At 73.9% G+C, this 15,774-nt stretch carries 13 protein-coding genes and 1 tRNA gene; 1 reads left to right on the plus strand and 13 read right to left on the minus strand.

The annotated features are described in order from the left end of the window. Positions 1–66 precede the first annotated feature (66 nt). The 5 genes from HDA34_RS04670 to eno all read right to left on the minus strand — a co-directional run bounded on the left by HDA34_RS04670 (position 67) and on the right by eno (position 5,564). A tRNA-Leu gene (locus HDA34_RS04670) sits at positions 67–143 on the minus strand. A gap of 91 nt (positions 144–234) precedes the next feature. Continuing rightward, the gene (locus HDA34_RS04675; RefSeq protein ID WP_036316342.1) at positions 235–1,650 is read right to left on the minus strand and encodes an NAD(P)/FAD-dependent oxidoreductase; all 1,416 of its coding nucleotides are present in this window, start codon (positions 1,648–1,650) and stop codon (positions 235–237) included. Positions 1,651–1,703: 53 nt separating this feature from the next. Continuing rightward, a complete protein-coding gene (locus HDA34_RS12100) occupies positions 1,704–3,302 on the minus strand; it encodes a DUF501 domain-containing protein (RefSeq protein ID WP_134377278.1) in 1,599 nt (532 codons plus the stop codon). A gap of 50 nt (positions 3,303–3,352) precedes the next feature. Next, on the minus strand, positions 3,353–4,150 hold the full coding sequence (locus HDA34_RS04685) for an FtsB family cell division protein (RefSeq protein ID WP_134377277.1): 798 nt from the start codon (positions 4,148–4,150) through the stop codon (positions 3,353–3,355). A gap of 136 nt (positions 4,151–4,286) precedes the next feature. Beyond that, positions 4,287–5,564 carry a phosphopyruvate hydratase gene (gene eno, locus HDA34_RS04690; protein ID WP_134377276.1) on the minus strand — a complete coding sequence of 426 codons (1,278 nt, stop codon included), beginning with the start codon at positions 5,562–5,564 and terminating at the stop codon, positions 4,287–4,289. A 179-nt stretch (positions 5,565–5,743) separates the two neighbouring features. On the opposite strand from eno, the gene HDA34_RS04695 reads away from it, so the two are divergent. Continuing rightward, the gene (locus tag HDA34_RS04695) at positions 5,744–6,754 is read left to right on the plus strand and encodes an IS481 family transposase (protein WP_182496702.1); all 1,011 of its coding nucleotides are present in this window, start codon (positions 5,744–5,746) and stop codon (positions 6,752–6,754) included. Between the two features lie 113 nt (positions 6,755–6,867). On the opposite strand, the gene HDA34_RS04700 is transcribed toward HDA34_RS04695, so the two are convergent. The 8 genes from HDA34_RS04700 to HDA34_RS04735 form a co-directional block, all read right to left on the minus strand. Beyond that, positions 6,868–7,674 (minus strand): MazG nucleotide pyrophosphohydrolase domain-containing protein, encoded by an 807-nt coding sequence (locus tag HDA34_RS04700; RefSeq protein WP_134377267.1) that lies wholly within the window; start codon positions 7,672–7,674, stop codon positions 6,868–6,870. A 7-nt stretch (positions 7,675–7,681) separates the two neighbouring features. Next, positions 7,682–8,893 carry an adenosine deaminase gene (locus HDA34_RS04705; RefSeq protein WP_134377268.1) on the minus strand — a complete coding sequence of 404 codons (1,212 nt, stop codon included), beginning with the start codon at positions 8,891–8,893 and terminating at the stop codon, positions 7,682–7,684. A 24-nt stretch (positions 8,894–8,917) separates the two neighbouring features. After that, complete coding sequence (locus HDA34_RS04710) at positions 8,918–9,565, minus strand: DedA family protein (protein ID WP_115261643.1); 648 nt, start codon at positions 9,563–9,565, stop codon at positions 8,918–8,920. A gap of 4 nt (positions 9,566–9,569) precedes the next feature. Further along, positions 9,570–10,904 (minus strand): thymidine phosphorylase, encoded by a 1,335-nt coding sequence (locus tag HDA34_RS04715; RefSeq protein ID WP_134377269.1) that lies wholly within the window; start codon positions 10,902–10,904, stop codon positions 9,570–9,572. Between the two features lie 74 nt (positions 10,905–10,978). Beyond that, positions 10,979–11,410, minus strand: a complete 432-nt coding sequence (locus HDA34_RS04720; RefSeq protein WP_122053957.1) for a cytidine deaminase — start codon at positions 11,408–11,410, stop codon at positions 10,979–10,981. 2 nt (positions 11,411–11,412) lie between these two features. Continuing rightward, entirely contained in the window at positions 11,413–12,720 is a 1,308-nt protein-coding gene (locus HDA34_RS04725; protein WP_122053955.1) for an ABC transporter permease, read from the minus strand. Further along, on the minus strand, positions 12,717–14,132 hold the full coding sequence (locus HDA34_RS04730; protein ID WP_134377270.1) for an ABC transporter permease: 1,416 nt from the start codon (positions 14,130–14,132) through the stop codon (positions 12,717–12,719). Before HDA34_RS04730 ends, HDA34_RS04725 begins: the two co-directional genes overlap by 4 nt. Then, positions 14,129–15,727: an ABC transporter ATP-binding protein gene (locus HDA34_RS04735; RefSeq protein WP_041102904.1), complete on the minus strand. Its 1,599-nt coding sequence runs from the start codon at positions 15,725–15,727 to the stop codon at positions 14,129–14,131. Before HDA34_RS04735 ends, HDA34_RS04730 begins: the two co-directional genes overlap by 4 nt. Positions 15,728–15,774: the final 47 nt, after the last annotated feature.

Raw genomic sequence — 15,774 nt, forward strand, 5'->3', positions numbered from 1 at the left:
GTGGATCCGCGCCGGTTCACCGGCTGTTCACGGTGGGCGCAGAAGCGAGGCGCGCGGGGAGACGCGTGGTGCCCCCGGCGGGACTCGAACCCGCAACACGCCGATTTTAAGTCGGCCGCCTCTGCCAGTTGGGCCACGGGGGCGTGGCGGGCCCGTGGACGCGGGCCCGGGTGCGGACGACGCCGGCCCCGCCCGATGCGCTCGGACGGGGCCGGCGGCCCGCTGGCTGCGGGATCAGCCCTTCGAGGACTCGAGGGCCCGCTGCCGCTCGAAGCGGCCGGGCTCGAGCTCGACGCCCGCGGCGCGGCGGAACGGGTTGAACGGGGTGTCCAGGCCCGCCACCGAGGTGGAGTCACGGCCGAACAGGGTCTCGGCGACCCAGCCGGACAGGATGCGGAACTTCCGCTCCAGGGTGGGCATCGCGTAGCCGTGGTAGCCGCGGTGGGCCAGGAACGCCGGGATGCCGGCGATCTTGGTGCCCAGCGGGTTGCCCACGCCGCGGCCGAAGCCCAGCCCCGCCACGGTGCCCAGGGACTTGTGCACGTACTCCTGCACCTCGCCCTCGCCGTGGCGCACGGCCATGTAGTTGGCGGCCAGACGCTTGGCCTGACGGATGGCGTGCTGGGCGTTCGGGACGCAGAAGCCGCCCGGGCCGGCCCCGGTCAGGTCCGGCACGGCGGAGACGTCGCCGCAGGCCCACGCACCCTCGAGCGCGCCGGCCTCGCCGTCCTTGATCTGCAGGGTGGGGGTGGCCTCCACGCGGCCGCGGTCGTCCACCGGGAAGTCGGTGCTCTTGACCACGGAGTTGGCCACCACGCCGGCGCACCACACGAGGGTGTCCGCCGCGAAGGTCTCCGCCTCCTCCTTGGAGGGCATGGCCACGAGCTTCATGACGCCGTCCGTGGCGTCGCCCAGCGAGGTGTTGAGCAGGACCTCGATGCCGCGGTCCTTCAGGTGCTCCACCACGCCCTGGGCCTGCTCCTCGGAGACCTCGGGCATGATGCGGCCCATGGCCTCGACGAGGACGATCCGGATCTCCGACTGGGAGAGGCGCTCGTTGCGCTCCACGGCGTTGCGGATGAGGTTCTCCATCTCCGCGATGGCCTCGATCCCGGCGAAGCCGCCGCCCACCACCACGAAGGTCAGGGCACGCTTGCGCTCCTCGGCGTCCGTCATCAGGGAACCGGCGTCCAGGCGCTCCAGGATCTGGTTGCGCAGCTGGACGGCCTCCTCGACCGAGCGCAGACCGATGCCCTGCTCGCCCAGACCCGGGATCGGGAACACGCGGGTCACGGCGCCCGCGGTCATCACGATGTCCTGGTACGGGATCTCGAACTCGTCGCCGCCCTCGCCGCGCACCACGGCGGTGCGGCCGGCGTGGTCCACGGACACGACGGCGCCGCGGACGACCTCGGCGTCCTTGAGGTGCGTCTGCAGGTCCACGTTCACGTGGCGGCCCTCGATGTGGCCGCCCACGACCTCGGGCAGGAACGGGTAGTACGTCATGTACGGGCGGGGGTCGACGACGGTCACGACGCCGCCGCGCTCGGCGACCTTCTTCTGCAGCTCGCGGGCGACATGGAACCCGGCGTAGCCGCCGCCGACGATCAGCAGGCGCGGCTTGGGAGACAGTTCAGGGGTGAGAGACATACCGCCAGTCTACGCACGCACGGGCCCGGCCCCTCCACTCTCCGCCGTCGTGGTCAGGACCGCAGCGAGAGCACGATCCCGTCCAGGATGTCGTGCTCGCTCGCCCAGGCCTCGGTGACGCCCGCGACCTCGGCCACCCGCTCCAGGACGGTGCTCCACAGCAGCGCGCCCGCGCCGATCACGTCCACCCGTCCCGGGTGCATGAACCCCCGCTCGGCGCGTTCGGCCCGGGTCGCCGCCACGAGGCCCTCCGCCGCCGCGCGGAACTCGGCGATCGGCAGGCGCGCACCGTGGATGGCCTCGGGCTCGTACGTGCTGAGCCCGAGGGCCTCGGCGGTCACGGTGGTCACCGAGCCGGCCACGCCGACCACGCGCGCCACGCGTTCCAGCGGCAGGCGGGCGGCGGCGTCGTCGAGGAGACGGAGCGCGTCTGCGCGGGCCGCGGTGACCTCATCCGACGTCGGGGGGTCGGAGCGCAGATGACGCTCGGTGAACCGCACGCAGCCCATGTCCAGGCTGACCGCGCCCACGACCTCGCCCGCGGGCGTGCCGACGACCAGCTCGGTGGAGCCGCCGCCGAGGTCCACGACGAGCACGAGGTCCTCCGGGCCCAGGTCCGCGGTCTCGACGGCGGAGACGGCGCCCGCGAAGGACAGGCCGGCCTCCTCGGCGCCCGAGACGACCTCCGGCTCGACGCCGAGCCGCTCCCGGACGCCGTCGACGAACGCGGCCCGGTTGGAGACGTCCCGGCTGGCGGAGGTGGCCACGAACCGGACCCGGCCGGCGTGGTGGCGCTGGACCAGGCGGGCGTACTCGTCGACCGCCGCGAAGGTGCGCTCCAGCGCGGCGTCGGAGAACGCGCCGGTGGCGTCCACGCCCTCGCCCAGGCGCACCACGCGCATCTCGCGCACGACGTCGGCCAGCGGCGCCGCCGGGTCGGCCCCGGCGCCGGTGGTCTCGTCCGTCCCGGCCGGCCGGGAGATCAGCAGGCGGATGGAGTTCGTGCCGCAGTCCACGCCGGCCACCGTCACCTCCTTCAGCGCGGCGACGCGCTCGAGGTGCTTCACGTGCCGGGAGAGGTCCTTCGTGGGCACCGCCGCGGCCTCGTCCCACGCGCCCTCGCACGCGCAGACCTCGGGCGTCCACCACGGGGCCACCAGGGCGATCGCCTCGTCCCCGAGCGGGTTCACCCCCGGCCCGGCCGCGAGCGCGTGGCCCACGAGGGCGTGCAGGCACTTCACGCGCTCGGGCATGCCGCCGGCCGAGACCCCGGCGATCTCCGGGACGGGCCCCGTGCCGGCCTCGGCCCCGACCCGGTCCCGCTCGGCGATGTAGGCCTCGTGCGCCGCGCGGTGCGCGGCCGCGAGCGCGGGGTCCTGGGCGAGGCGGTCGTTCATGCGCGCCATCTCCCCGTCCGCCTCCACGCGCGAGACCGCCGCCGTCAGCACGGGGTGCGTCAGGTAGAAGGTCGTGGGGAACGGGATGCCGTTGGAGAGGCGCGGCGCGGTGGTGGCCACGAGGGGGTTGCCGCACACGCAGCGGGCGCCGATCTCCACGACGTCCCGGACCGGGCGGCCGAGCTGGCGGGACAGGGTGTCCAGGTCCTTCTCGGTGACGGTGCGGTCCGGGGCGGGGCGGGGGCTGACGGTCATGGTGTCCTCGGGGGTGCGGGGGTGGTGCGGGCGGGGGCGGGACGCGGGGTTCACTCGAGCCCGGCGCGGACGGCCGAGTCCCACAGGCCCTCGGCCCACGGCAGGCGGGTGTTGACGACCTCGTCCGCGCCGGCGGCGGGCGTGTCCTCGGTCTCGGTATCGGTCCCGGTCTCGGGGGGCTGCCCCGTCACGGAGTACAGGGTCTCCCCCGGCATGACCAGCTCGAGGCGCTCGCGCGCCTGCTGGGTCACGTAGGCGGGATCGTCCCACAGCTGGATCCGCCGTTCGTAGTCCTCGCGCTGGGCCTGCATGGTGGCGATCTCCTCGCGCGCGGCCGAGATCTCCAGCTGCTGGTTCAGGAACGCGCGCAGCGTGGGCGCCACCAGGACGGCGGCCACCAGCAGCACGGCGACGACGATGAGCGAGCGGCCCGTGATCTGCCGGGCCGGCACCGGCTCCGGCAGCGGGGCCCGACGGCGGGCGGCCGTGGCGGCGGCGGATGCGGCGCGGCGGGGGGCGGGCCGGGGCCGACGCCCGGCCGGGCGGGCCGGTGCCGTCCGGCGCGGGGGTGCCGACGGGGATGCGGGGGCGGCGGTGTCCTCGGCGGGGGCCGTGTCGGCCCGGTCCACGTCGGGGTGACCGGCCTGGCGGCGCTCCTGGATGCTCTGCAGGTCGATGACCTCGGCGTCCGTCGCCGCGGGCGCCGGCGTGGGGGCCGCAGGGGTCGGCGTGGGCGTGTCCGCCTCCGGGAAGGCCGTCGTCGGGGCCGCCGGGGCCGCGACGGCGGTCCGGCGCGGGGCGCCCGTCGTCGGGTCGACACGGGGCACGCGGGGGCGGCGCGGACTCATCGCGGACTCCTTCGGACGCGTGGCGGGGACCCTCCCAGCCTACTGCCCGCCCCTGACAGGATCCTGGTCGCGCCGGGACGGGCGCGGGCCCGCCCGGAGGGATCCGGGCGGGCCCGCGCGTCGTCGTCGGGGACGGTCAGCCGCGGAAGCGCGGGAAGGCGGAGCGGCCCGCGTAGACGGCGGCGTCGTCCAGGTCCTCCTCGATGCGCAGCAGCTGGTTGTACTTGGCCACGCGGTCCGAGCGGGCCGGGGCGCCGGTCTTGATCTGGCCGGCGTTGGTGGCCACCGCGAGGTCCGCGATGAACGTGTCTTCGGTCTCGCCCGAGCGGTGCGAGATCATGCAGTGGAACATGTGGCGCTGGGCCAGGGCGATCGCGTCGAAGGTCTCGGTCAGGGAGCCGATCTGGTTGACCTTCACGAGCAGGGCGTTGCCGGCCTTCTCGTCGATGCCGCGCTGCAGCCGCTCCACGTTGGTGACGAACAGGTCGTCGCCCACCAGCTGGACGCGATCGCCCAGCTGCGCGGTCAGGTGCTGCCAGCCGTCCCAGTCGTCCTCGTCGAGCGGGTCCTCGATGGAGACGATCGGGTAGTTGTCCACCAGCTCGGTGTAGTAGGCGGCCATCTCCTCGGCGGAGCGCTGCTGGCCCTCGAAGGTGTAGGAGCCCTTGTCGAAGAACTCGGAGGAGGCGACGTCCAGCGCCAGCGCGATGTCCTCGCCCAGGCGGTAGCCGGCCTTCGTCACGGCCTCGGCGATGAGGTCCAGGGCGGCCCGGTTGGACTCCAGGGACGGGGCGAACCCGCCCTCGTCGCCCAGGCCGGTGGACAGGCCCTTCTCCTGCAGCACGGTCTTCAGGGCGTGGTAGACCTCGGTGCCCCAGCGCAGGGCCTCGCGGAAGGACGGGGCGCCGATCGGGGCGATCATGAACTCCTGGATGTCCACGTTGGAGTCCGCGTGGGCGCCACCGTTGAGGATGTTCATCATCGGCACGGGCAGCACGTGGGCGTTCGGGCCGCCCAGGTACTTGTAGAGCATGAGGTCGGAGGCCTGCGCGGCGGCCACGGCGACGGCCATCGACACGCCCAGGATCGCGTTCGCGCCCAGCTTGCCCTTGTTGGGGGTGCCGTCCAGGTCCAGCATCGCGCGGTCCACGGCGCGCTGGTCCGCGGCGAACTCGCCCTCGAGCTCCTCCGCGATGCCCCCGACGGCGGCGACGGCGTCCAGCACACCCTTGCCGCCGTAGCGCTTCTTGTCCCCGTCACGGCGCTCGACCGCCTCGAACTCGCCGGTGGACGCGCCCGAGGGCACGGCCGCGCGGCCCAGGGAGCCGTCGGTGAGCAGGACCTCCACCTCGACGGTGGGGTTGCCGCGCGAGTCGAGGATCTCGCGAGCGTGGATGGCGTCGATCAGGGCCATGGACGGGTCTCCTTCAATCGAAGTCGGAAGTCGTGCCCGCGGCGTGGACACGGCCTCAGCCTAGCTGTTGTGGGTCATGAGGTTCTTGACACGAGGCACGGGCTGAGATGAGACGAGCGGGCTCCGCCCCGCAGGATGGGAATTGCGACATCCACTCATCCGCGGAAGGAAGCCCGCTCGTGACTCACGCTAACGCACCTCTGACCCCCACCGGCCGGCTGCGCATGGTCCACCGCCACCTGAACGACGGGATCCCGCAGTCCCACGTGGCCGCGGAGTTCCGCGTCAGTCGGCCCACGGTGGCCACCTGGGTCGCCCGCTACCGTGCCGAAGGCGAGGCAGGACTGCAAGACCGCTCGAGCCGGCCCCATCGCTCACCTGCCCGGCTCGACCCCGCGATCGTGGCCGAGCTGGAGGCCCTGCGCCGGGCCGAGAAGTGGTCCGCCCGGCGCATCCATCACCATCTGGTCGGCGAGGGCCACCAGGTGTGTCTTCGCACCGTGGGGCGATGGCTGCACCGGGCCGGGATCTCCCGCCTACGGGACCTGACCCCAGCCGGAGAAGACCTCCGCCGGCAGCCGGCCCGGAGGATCACCGCGAGAGGGCCGGGGCACATGGTGCACCTGGATGTGAAGAAGATCGGACGCATCCCTGAAGGGGGAGGCTGGCGCGCCCACGGAAGAGACAGTGAGGCAGGGCGTGCTTCCAAGCGGGGGTCTGGCCAGCGGGTCGGCTACACCTACCTGCACTCGGCGATCGACGGGTTCACCCGCCTGGCGTACACCGAGGCGTTGGAGGACGAGCGGACGGTGACCACGATCGGGTTCTTCTGCCGGGCGCGGGCGTTCTTCGCCGCCCACGGCATCACCGTGGACCGGGTGGTCACGGACAACGGGAACAACTATCGGGCTGCGGACTTCACCGCGAAGGTGGTCTCGCTCGGGGGCCGGCACCACCGGATCCGCCCCTACACCCCGCGCCATAACGGGAAGGTCGAACGGTACAACCGGCTGATGGTCGATGAGGTCCTCTACGCCCGCCCGTATACCTCAGAGACGGCTCGGCGTGAGGCGTTGGCGGTGTGGGTAAACCACTACAACTACCATCGGCCTCATACCTCCTGCGGAGACGCTCCTCCGGCCTCACTGGCACCGACCCGAGTCAACAACGTCATGCCCTCCTACACCTAGCTGGGACCTCAGGTTCCAGTCGGCCGCGCGCCGGCGACAAGACCGCCGTTCCCCCCTGCTGCGATGTCGCTGGGGCGCGGTCGGGGCTGCGGCCGGGCCGGCGCGGCGTCGCGTCAGCCGGACGGACGCAGCGCCGACCAGTCCCCCGCACGCACCCGCGCCACCGTGGTGCGCAGGGCCCGTTCGGGGTCCAGCCCCGCCGCCCGGGCCCGGAACACCAGCGCGAACAGCTCCGCCCCGAGCGCGGTCTCGTCCGGCCACACCGCCACCGGACGCTCCCCCGCCTCCGCGGCCGGCACCGGGACGTGCGCGGCGAGCGGGTCCGGCTCCTGCCGGGCCGCGCGGTCGACCACCTTCGCGGCGGCGGCCAGCGCCGGCAGCCGGGCCGGGATGTCGCCGACGTCGAGGCCCGGGCCGGTGCCGCCGTCGTCGTGGGTCGGGGCGGCGGACGAGAGCCCCGCGGCGGCCCGCTCCTGCGCCTTGACCCGCTCCCAGGCCAGCTCGACGGCCTCGGGCGTGACGGCGGCGAGCTCCTCGGCCGGTCGCAGGCCGCCCTCGGGGGTGAGCACGAGCGGGTTGCGCCGGATCATCTTGGCGGTGAGGGCGTCGGCGGCGTCGTCCAGGCGGAACCCGGCCGTCTCCGCCGGGGCGCCCGGCTCCCGGGAGACGGCGGCGTGCAGCACCACCTGGAACAGGACGTCCCCGAGCTCGGCGGCCAGGGCGGGGTACGCGCCGTCGGCCCGACGCGCGGGCACGTCGGCCCACGCGGCGGCGTCGCGGGACTCGATCTCCGCCACCGCCTCGTACGCCTCCTCCACGAGGTACTCGGCGAGGTCGGCGTGGGTGAGCGCGGCCGTCCAGGGGCAGTGGTCGCGCAGGGCCTCGACCACCGCCACCAGACGGTCCACACTCGCGCTCACGGGCGGATCAGTCGTCCTCGTCCTCGTCGTCCAGCTCCTCGAGGACCGGGCCGACGGCGTCGCCGGAGATGACCTCGCCCCAGCCGGCCACGAGGATCTCGGCGAGGTCCTCGCGCTCGTCCACGGACAGGAAGGCGGCCTCGGCGGCGTTGAGCTGCAGGTCCAGCAGCTCGGAGAGCGAGTAGCCGAAGGTCTCGGCGAGCAGGTAGAGCTCGTCGGTCAGGGACACGTCCGAGACGAGCCGGTTGTCCGTGTTCACGGTGACGCGGAAGCCGAGCTGCACGAGCAGGTCGATGGGATGGCCCGCGATGCCCGCCGCGGCGTCCACCGCGCCGGTCTGCAGGTTCGAGGACGGGCAGACCTCCAAGGCGATCTGCCGGTCCCGCACCCACGCGGCGGTCTCGCCCAGGTCCACGATGCCGGTCAGCTCGTCCAGCTGCTCGCCGTCCTCGTCCACGCCGCCGTACTCCACCGAGATGTCCTCGGCCAGGCGCACGCCGTGGCCCAGACGCAGGGCGCGGCCGTCCACGAGGGCCGAGCGGACGGAGTCCAGGCCGTCGCCCTCGCCCGCGTGCACGGTGACGGGCAGGTGGTGGGCGGCCAGCCACGTGAAGGTGTCGGCGAAGCGGGAGGGCGGGAACCCGGCCTCGGCGCCCGCGATGTCGAAGCCCACGACGCCGGCCTCGCGGTGGCGCACGGCCAGCTCGGCGATCTCCTGGGCCCGGTCGGCGTGCCGCATCGCGGTGACCAGCTGGCCCACGCGGATCACGTGGCCCGCGGCTTCGGCGGCCTCGACCGCCTCGTCCAGACCGGCCTGCACGGCCTCGACGGCCTCGTCCAGGCTCAGCCCGCCGGCCAGGTGCTGCTCGGGGGCCCAGCGTATCTCGCCGTAGACGACGCCGTCGGCGACCAGGTCCTCGACGAATTCGCGGGCCACGCGGCGCAGCTGCTCGCGGGTCTGCATCACGGCGGTGGTCAGGGCGAAGACCTGCAGGTACTTCTCGAGGGACTCGCCGTTGGCGTGCTCGGCGATCCACTCGGCCAGGCCCTCGACGGTGTCCGCGGGGACCTCGACGCCGGCCTCGCGGGCCAGGTCGAGGACGGTGCCCACGCGCAGGCCGCCGTCGAGGTGGTCGTGGAGGGAGACCTTGGGCAGGACGGCCAGGTCGACCTCGAGCGGGGAGGGGGATGCGGTGTCCGGAAGCTGCGTCGTCGTCACGGGCGTCACTCTACGGCAGGGCGCTCAGCGCAGGGCCTCCTGCTCGGCCAGGGTGAGGCCCTTCACCCCGGCGCCCAGCCGGCGGCGCAGCAGGGCCTTGAGCAGGCGGTCCAGCAGCAGGCCCACGAGCGCGGCACCCGTCACGGAGACGGCGATCTGCAGCACCGGGTTCTCCAGCCAGCCCGCGGTCAGGCGCGCGATCATGATCGAGTACGCGGCCCAGCTGGCCGTGGAGAGCAGGTCCAGCGCCACGAACCGCACCGGCGGATAGCGGGTGGCGCCGGCGGTGAAGTTGAGGGCCACGCGGCCGCCGGGGATGAACCGGGCGGTGAACAGCAGCAGGGCGCCGTGACTGTGCAGGTGGTGCCGGGCGACCTCGACCGTGGCCCGCACCCGCCGCAGCCGCATCCACCGGAACCGCTCCATGCCTACGGCACGGCCGATCGCGTACGCGGCCACGTCCCCCAGGAACGCGCCCGCGAAGCCGACCCCCCACAGCGCCCACAGGGAGAACGGATGCCCGTCGCGGACGATCGCGCCGAGGGCCACCAGCACCGACTCCGACGGGAAGATCGGCACGATGCCGTCGAGCAGGCACAGCAGCAATGTCAGCGGCAGGACCCACCACTGCGCGGAGGCGTGGAGGATCGCCCCCTCGAGCCACGCGAGCATCCGGTCAGCCGATCCGGTCCAGGATCACGGAGCGCTCGCGCAGGGCCCGGGCGGCGTCGTCGTCGAGCTCGCCGACGGACCAGCCGCCGGCGAGCGCGGCCCTCGCCCGCTCGAAGCGCTCCGGCGTGTCCGTGTGCAGGGTCAGCACCTTCTGACCCCGAGCCACGCGCTCGCCGGGGCGCACGTGCACCTCGACGCCGGCCGCGGCCTGGACGGCCTGGCCCTGCCGCTCCCGCCCGGCGCCGAGGCGCCACGCGGCCAGGCCCACGGCCATCGCGTCCAGCTCGGTGAGGACGCCGTCCGTCTCCGCGACGACGTCCTCGGTGTGGGCCGCCGTCGGGAGGGTCGCGCGGGGGTCGCCGCCCTGGGCCTCGATCATCCGGTTCCACACGTCCATCGCCCGGCCGTTGGCCAGGTGCTCGGCCGGGTCCACGTCCGTGACCCCGGCGCCGGCGAGCATCGCGGCGGCGAGCGCCACGGTGAGCTCCACGACGTCGGCCGGGCCGCCGCCGGCGAGCACCTCCACCGACTCGCGGACCTCGAGGGCGTTGCCGGCCGTCCGGCCCAGGGGCACGGACATGTCCGTGAGCAGCGCCGAGGTGTCCACCCCGGCGTCCCGGCCGAGATCCACCATGGTTCGGGCCAGCTCGCGGGCGGACGCCTCGTCCTTCATGAACGCGCCCGAGCCGCACTTGACGTCCAGCACCAGGGCGCCGGTGCCCTCGGCGATCTTCTTGGACATGATCGAGGAGGCGATCAGCGGGATGGCCTCCACCGTGCCGGTGACGTCACGCAGGGCGTACAGGCGCTTGTCCGCCGGGGCCAGGCCCGAGCCGGCGGCGCAGATCACGGCGCCCACCTCGGAGAGCTGGCCCAGTATCGCCTCGTTGCTGAGGTCGGCCCGCCACCCGGGGATCGCCTCGAGCTTGTCCAGGGTGCCGCCGGTGTGGCCGAGGCCGCGGCCGGACAGCTGCGGCACCGCCACCCCGAAGGAGGCCACGAGCGGGGCCAGCGGCAGGGTGATCTTGTCCCCCACGCCGCCGGTGGAGTGCTTGTCCGCGGTGGCCAGGGGGCGGCCGTCCGGGGTGGTGAGCCCGCCGAAGTCCATGCGCTCGCCCGAGGCGATCATCGCGTCCGTCCAGCGGGCGATCTCGGCGCGGTCCATGCCGTTGAGCAGGATCGCCATGGCCAGGGCGGACATCTGCTCGTCCGCCACCACGCCGCGGGTGTACGCGTCCACCACCCAGTCGATCTGCTCGGGCGACAGCGTCCCCCGGTCCCGCTTGGTGCGGATCACCTCGACGGCGTCGAAGGGCTCGGCCTGCGGCTGCGCGGTCATGGGGTTCTCCTCGGAGGACGGCTGCGACGGTCAGCCTCCGACTCTAGCGAGCGGGCCCGGGAGCGCGCCGCAGGTCAGGGACGGTCCGCCCGCTCCAGGTCGGCCGGGCCGAAGGCGTCCGGCAGCACCGCGTCGATCCCCCGCTCCCCCGCCGGGGTGAGCAGCACGAGCCCGGGGGCGCGGAACTCGTACAGCAGCTGGCGGCACCGCCCGCAGGGCATGGTGAGCACGCCCGCGCCGTCCACGCACACGAACGCGGCCAGTCGGCCGCCCCCGCCCATGCGCAGGTCGGCCAGCAGCGCGCACTCGGCGCACAGGGTCAGCCCGTAGGACGCGTTCTCGATGTTGCAGCCCGCGACGAGGCGGCCGTCGTCGGTGAGCGCGGCGGCGCCCACCCGGAACCCCGAGTAGGGCACGTAGGCGTGCTCCGTGGCGGCCAGGGCCGCGGCCCGCAGCCGGTCCCAGTCCACGCGCGGCGCCGTCGTCGTGTGCTGCCCGTCCGCCACGGCTACTCCTTCACGTACGGCACGCCCGAGGCGGCCGGGCCGCGCGAGCGGCCCACGAGGCCGGCCACGGCGAACACCGTGACGAGGTACGGGAGCATCGCCATGAACTGGCTCGGCACCGGGGTGCCGAGGATCGCCAGGACGTACTGCATGTTGGTGGCGAAGCCGAACAGCAGCGCCGCGAAGAACGCGCCGATCGGGTTCCAGCGGCCGAAGATCACGGCCGCGAGCGCGATGAAGCCCTGGCCCGCCGTCATCTCCTTGGTGAAGGACGACGCGGAGACGAGCGTGAAGAACGCCCCGCCCATGCCGGCCACCGCACCGCCCAGCAGGACGGCGGCGTACCGCGTGCGGTTCACGTCGATGCCCACGGTGTCCGCGGCCTTGGGGTGCTCGCCCACGGCGCGCACGCGCAGGCCCCAGCGGGTGCGGAACAGGGCGAACCACAGCGCGATCACGAGCAGGTACATCGCGTAGCCCAGGATCGTCTGGTCGAACAGGATGGGCCCGAGCACGGGGATGTCCGCCAGGCCCGGGATCCGCAGGTTCGGGAAGTGCGGCGGCGCGTTGAGCTCGGTGTCCCCGCCCGTGAGGACGGTGGAGTACAGGAAGCTCGTCAGGCCGGCCACGAGCACGTTGAGCACGACGCCGACGATCACCTGGTTGACCAGGTACTTGATCGAGAACACGGCGAGCAGCCAGGACACGAGGACGCCGGCCACGATCGCGGCGGCCAGGCCCGCCCAGGGCGAGCCGGTGGCGGTGCCGACGACGGCGGCCGTGAACGCGCCCGCCAGCAGCTGACCCTCGATCGCGATGTTCACCACGCCCGAGCGCTCGGCCAGGATGCCGGCCATCGAGCCGAAGATCAGCGGGACGGCCAGCGCGAACGAGCCGGCGATCAGGCCGGTGAGGAACACGGTGGTGTTGTCCGCCGAGCCGATCACCCAGATGAGGAACGCGGCCACGAACGCGACGGCGAACAGGGCGGCGGCCCAGCCGGGGGTGCGCCCCGAGCGCAGGGTCGCCAGCCAGGCCACCACGGTGAGCACCGCCATGAGCCCGACGAGCAGCCAGCCCCCCAGCACGGGGTCGGCGGTCAGGTCCGGGAGCACGACGGCGTCGGACGCGTGGGAGAGCCGGAAGGTCGCCGTCGTCTCGGGGGCGCCGAGGGCGAAGACGGCCAGGGCCAGCAGGGTCAGGATCGTCAGGGCGATCGGGGTGGTCCAGTGCCGGACCACGACCCGGGCGGGCTCGGCGGCCTCGGGGCGGACGACGTCGGCGTGGGGCCGGGCGGCGGTCGCGCTCATCGGGCGTCCCCCTTCTGCTCGTGCGGGCGGTGGGTCGGGGCCGTGTCCGTGGGCTGCGTGGTCGGGGCCTGCGGGTCCGCGACGGCGGTGGCCGCGGCCGCCTGGACGCCCGTGGACGGGGCGGCGGCGTGGCCGCCGGCGCCGGTCACCGCGGCGCCGGCCACGGCGGGCTGGGTCACGGGGTCGGCGGCACGGCGGGCACGGGCGGCACCCGGGGCGGGCAGTCGGAAGATCGCACGCACCAGCGGCGGGGCCGCGACGAGCAGCACGATCACGGACTGCACCACGAGGACGATGTCGACCGGCACCCCGGTCTCGGTCTGCATGGTCACGCCGCCGGCGCGCAGGGCGCCGAAGAGCAGGCCCGCGAACAGCACGCCCACCGGGTGGGACCGTCCGAGCAGGGCCACCGTGATCGCGTCGAAGCCGAAGGACCCGGCCACGGAGGTGTTCAGCGTGCTCTCCGTGCCGGCGACGTGGGTGGCGCCGGCCAGGCCGGCCAGGCCGCCGGAGATCGCCATGGCGGCCAGGTAGGAGCCCTTCACGGAGATGCCGGCGGTGCGGGCGGCGTCGGGGTTGGCGCCCACGGCCCGCAGGCGGAAGCCGAGGGTGGAGCGCTGCATCAGCCACCACGTGAAGAGCACGGCCAGCAGCGCGACGAAGAAGCCCCAGTGCAGCCGGAAGTCGGTCCCCAGCAGCCGCGGGAACATGGCGGAGCGGTCCAGCGGAGCGGACACCGGGTTCGTGGTGCCGGGCGCCCGCAGGACGGGGGTGTTCAGCAGGTACGCGAGCAGGTTCACCGCCACGTAGTTGAGCATGATCGTGAGGATCACCTCGTGCGCGCCCGTCCAGGCCTTGAGCACGCCGACGACGGAGCCCCACAGCACGCCGCCGAGCACGCCCATCACGACGACGAGCAGCAGGTGCACGCCGGCCGGCAGGTGCAGGTGCACGCCGAACCACGTGGCGAACATGGCGCCGAAGATGAACTGGCCCTGGCCGCCGATGTTGAACAGGCCCGCCCGGAAGGCGATGGCGATGCCCAGCGAGATGATGATCAGCGGGGTCGCCACGGTGAGGGTCTCGGTGAGCGGGTAGAGCATGCCCGTCGCGTCCGAGGCCCGGTAGTTGAAGACGGCGCCGCGGAACAGGGCCGCGAAGGCTCCGGCGAACGCGGCCCAGGCGGCGGACAGCAGGTCTCCCGGGCGGGCGAAGAAGTAGCCGGCGGCGTCGCGGACGTCCTCGTCCACGGCGATGATCAGCAGGCCGGAGATCAGCAGGGACAGCAGGATCGCCAGGACGGTGACCGTGCCGTTGCCCGAGAGGATCCGGCGCAGGGCGGAGTCGGCGGGGGCGGGCCGGACGCGGGGGTCGGACGCGGGGGCCGGGCGCTGCGGGGCGGCGGTGCTCACGGGCGCTCTCCTTCCGTGGTGGGGTGGGCGGCGGGCGCCGCGCCGGCGGTGCCGGGCGTGTCCGCGGCGACGTCCGCTCCGGAGGCGAGAGCCGCGTCGTCGGGGGTCTGGCCGGCCATCATGAGTCCGAGCGTCTCGCGCGAGGTGTTCCCCGGCACGATGCCGACGATCCGCCCGTGGTACATCACGGCGATCCGGTCGGCCAGCTCGAGGACCTCGTCCAGCTCGGTGGAGACGATCAGCACGGGGGTGCCGGCGTCGCGCTCGGCGATGATCCGGTCGTGCAGGAACTCGATCGAGCCGACGTCCACGCCGCGCGTGGGCTGCGAGGCGATGAACAGGCGCAGCCCGTCCACGAGTTCGCGGGCCATGACGACCTTCTGCTGGTTGCCTCCCGAGAGGGAGGAGACCGGCAGGTCCACGCCCTGGGTGCGGACGTCGAACTCGGCCACGCGGCGCTCGGCGAGCGCCCGCACCGCGGCGGGGCGCATCTGCACGGCGTTGCCGGCCGGGGCGACGTCGTACCGGTTGAGCACCATGTTCTCCGCCACGGAGAACGGGCCGACGAGCCCGTCCGTGGAGCGGTCCTCGGGCACGAAGCCGACGCCGGCGCGGATGATCTGGCGGGTGGACCGGCCGATCAGCTCCCGGCCGTCCAGGGTGACGGAGCCGGTGGCCTTGACCAGGCCCATGATCGCCTCGGTCAGCTCGGTCTGCCCGTTGCCCTGCACACCGGCCACGGCGAGGACCTCGCCCTGGCGGATGGCGAAGGACACGGCGTCCAGCAGCACCTGGCCCGTGGGCGAGACGACGGAGAGGTCCTCGACGCGGAACGTCTCCTCCCCCAAGGTCGGGGCCGTCTTGCGCCGCTCGAGGACGACGTTCCGGCCCACCATGAGGGCGGCCAGCTCGGCGGCCTCGGCGGAGGGGTCCGCCGTGCCGACCACGCGGCCGCGGCGCAGCACGGTGATGTCGTCTGAGACGGCCTTGACCTCGCGCAGCTTGTGGGAGATGAACACGATCGCCGTGCCGGCCGCGCGCAGCTGGCGGATGATGCCGAGCAGCTCGTCGGTCTCCTGGGGGGTGAGCACGGCGGTCGGCTCGTCCAGGATGAGGATGCGCGCGTCGCGGACGAGGGCCTTGATGATCTCGACGCGCTGCTGCACGCCCACCGGCAGGTCCTCGACGACGGCGTCCGGGTCCACGTCGAAGCCGTACTGGGCGGAGATCTCCCGGATCCGCCGGCGGGTGGCCTCGAGGTCGAGCACGCCCAGGGCGCGGGTGTGCTCGTCGCCGAGGGCCACGTTCTCGGCCACCGTGAAGACGGGCACGAGCATGAAGTGCTGGTGCACCATGCCGATGCCCGCGCGCATGGCCTCGCCGGGACCGGAGAACCGGACGGGCTCGCCGTCGAGCAGGATCTCCCCCTCGGTGGGCTCGTAGAGCCCGAAGAGGACGTTCATCAGGGTGGACTTGCCGGCGCCGTTCTCGCCGAGGAGGGTGTGCACCCGCCCCGACTCCACGGTCAGGTTCACGTCCTCGTTCGCGGCGAACGAGCCGAAGCGCTTGGTGATCCCGCGCAGTTCGAGCCTCATCGAGGGCCTTCCGTCTGGTCGATGCTCGTGGTGCCGCGCTCGGCGGC

It is taken from the genome of Micrococcus luteus, assembly GCF_014138885.1.
In the GTDB taxonomy this organism is placed as follows: Bacteria; Actinomycetota; Actinomycetes; order Actinomycetales; family Micrococcaceae; genus Micrococcus; species Micrococcus luteus.

What these genes read in the sequence shown, in the direction of transcription:
- HDA34_RS04675 (WP_036316342.1), bottom strand. Translation starts at nt 1,650, where the DNA reads ATGTCTCTCACCCCTGAACTGTCTCCCAAGCCGCGCCTGCTGATCGTC.
- HDA34_RS12100 (WP_134377278.1), bottom strand. Translation starts at nt 3,302, where the DNA reads ATGACCGTCAGCCCCCGCCCCGCCCCGGACCGCACCGTCACCGAGAAG.
- HDA34_RS04685 (WP_134377277.1), bottom strand. Translation starts at nt 4,150, where the DNA reads ATGAGTCCGCGCCGCCCCCGCGTGCCCCGTGTCGACCCGACGACGGGC.
- eno (WP_134377276.1), bottom strand. Translation starts at nt 5,564, where the DNA reads ATGGCCCTGATCGACGCCATCCACGCTCGCGAGATCCTCGACTCGCGC.
- HDA34_RS04710 (WP_115261643.1), bottom strand. Translation starts at nt 9,565, where the DNA reads ATGCTCGCGTGGCTCGAGGGGGCGATCCTCCACGCCTCCGCGCAGTGG.
- HDA34_RS04715 (WP_134377269.1), bottom strand. Translation starts at nt 10,904, where the DNA reads ATGACCGCGCAGCCGCAGGCCGAGCCCTTCGACGCCGTCGAGGTGATC.
- HDA34_RS04725 (WP_122053955.1), bottom strand. Translation starts at nt 12,720, where the DNA reads ATGAGCGCGACCGCCGCCCGGCCCCACGCCGACGTCGTCCGCCCCGAG.
- HDA34_RS04735 (WP_041102904.1), bottom strand. Translation starts at nt 15,727, where the DNA reads ATGAGGCTCGAACTGCGCGGGATCACCAAGCGCTTCGGCTCGTTCGCC.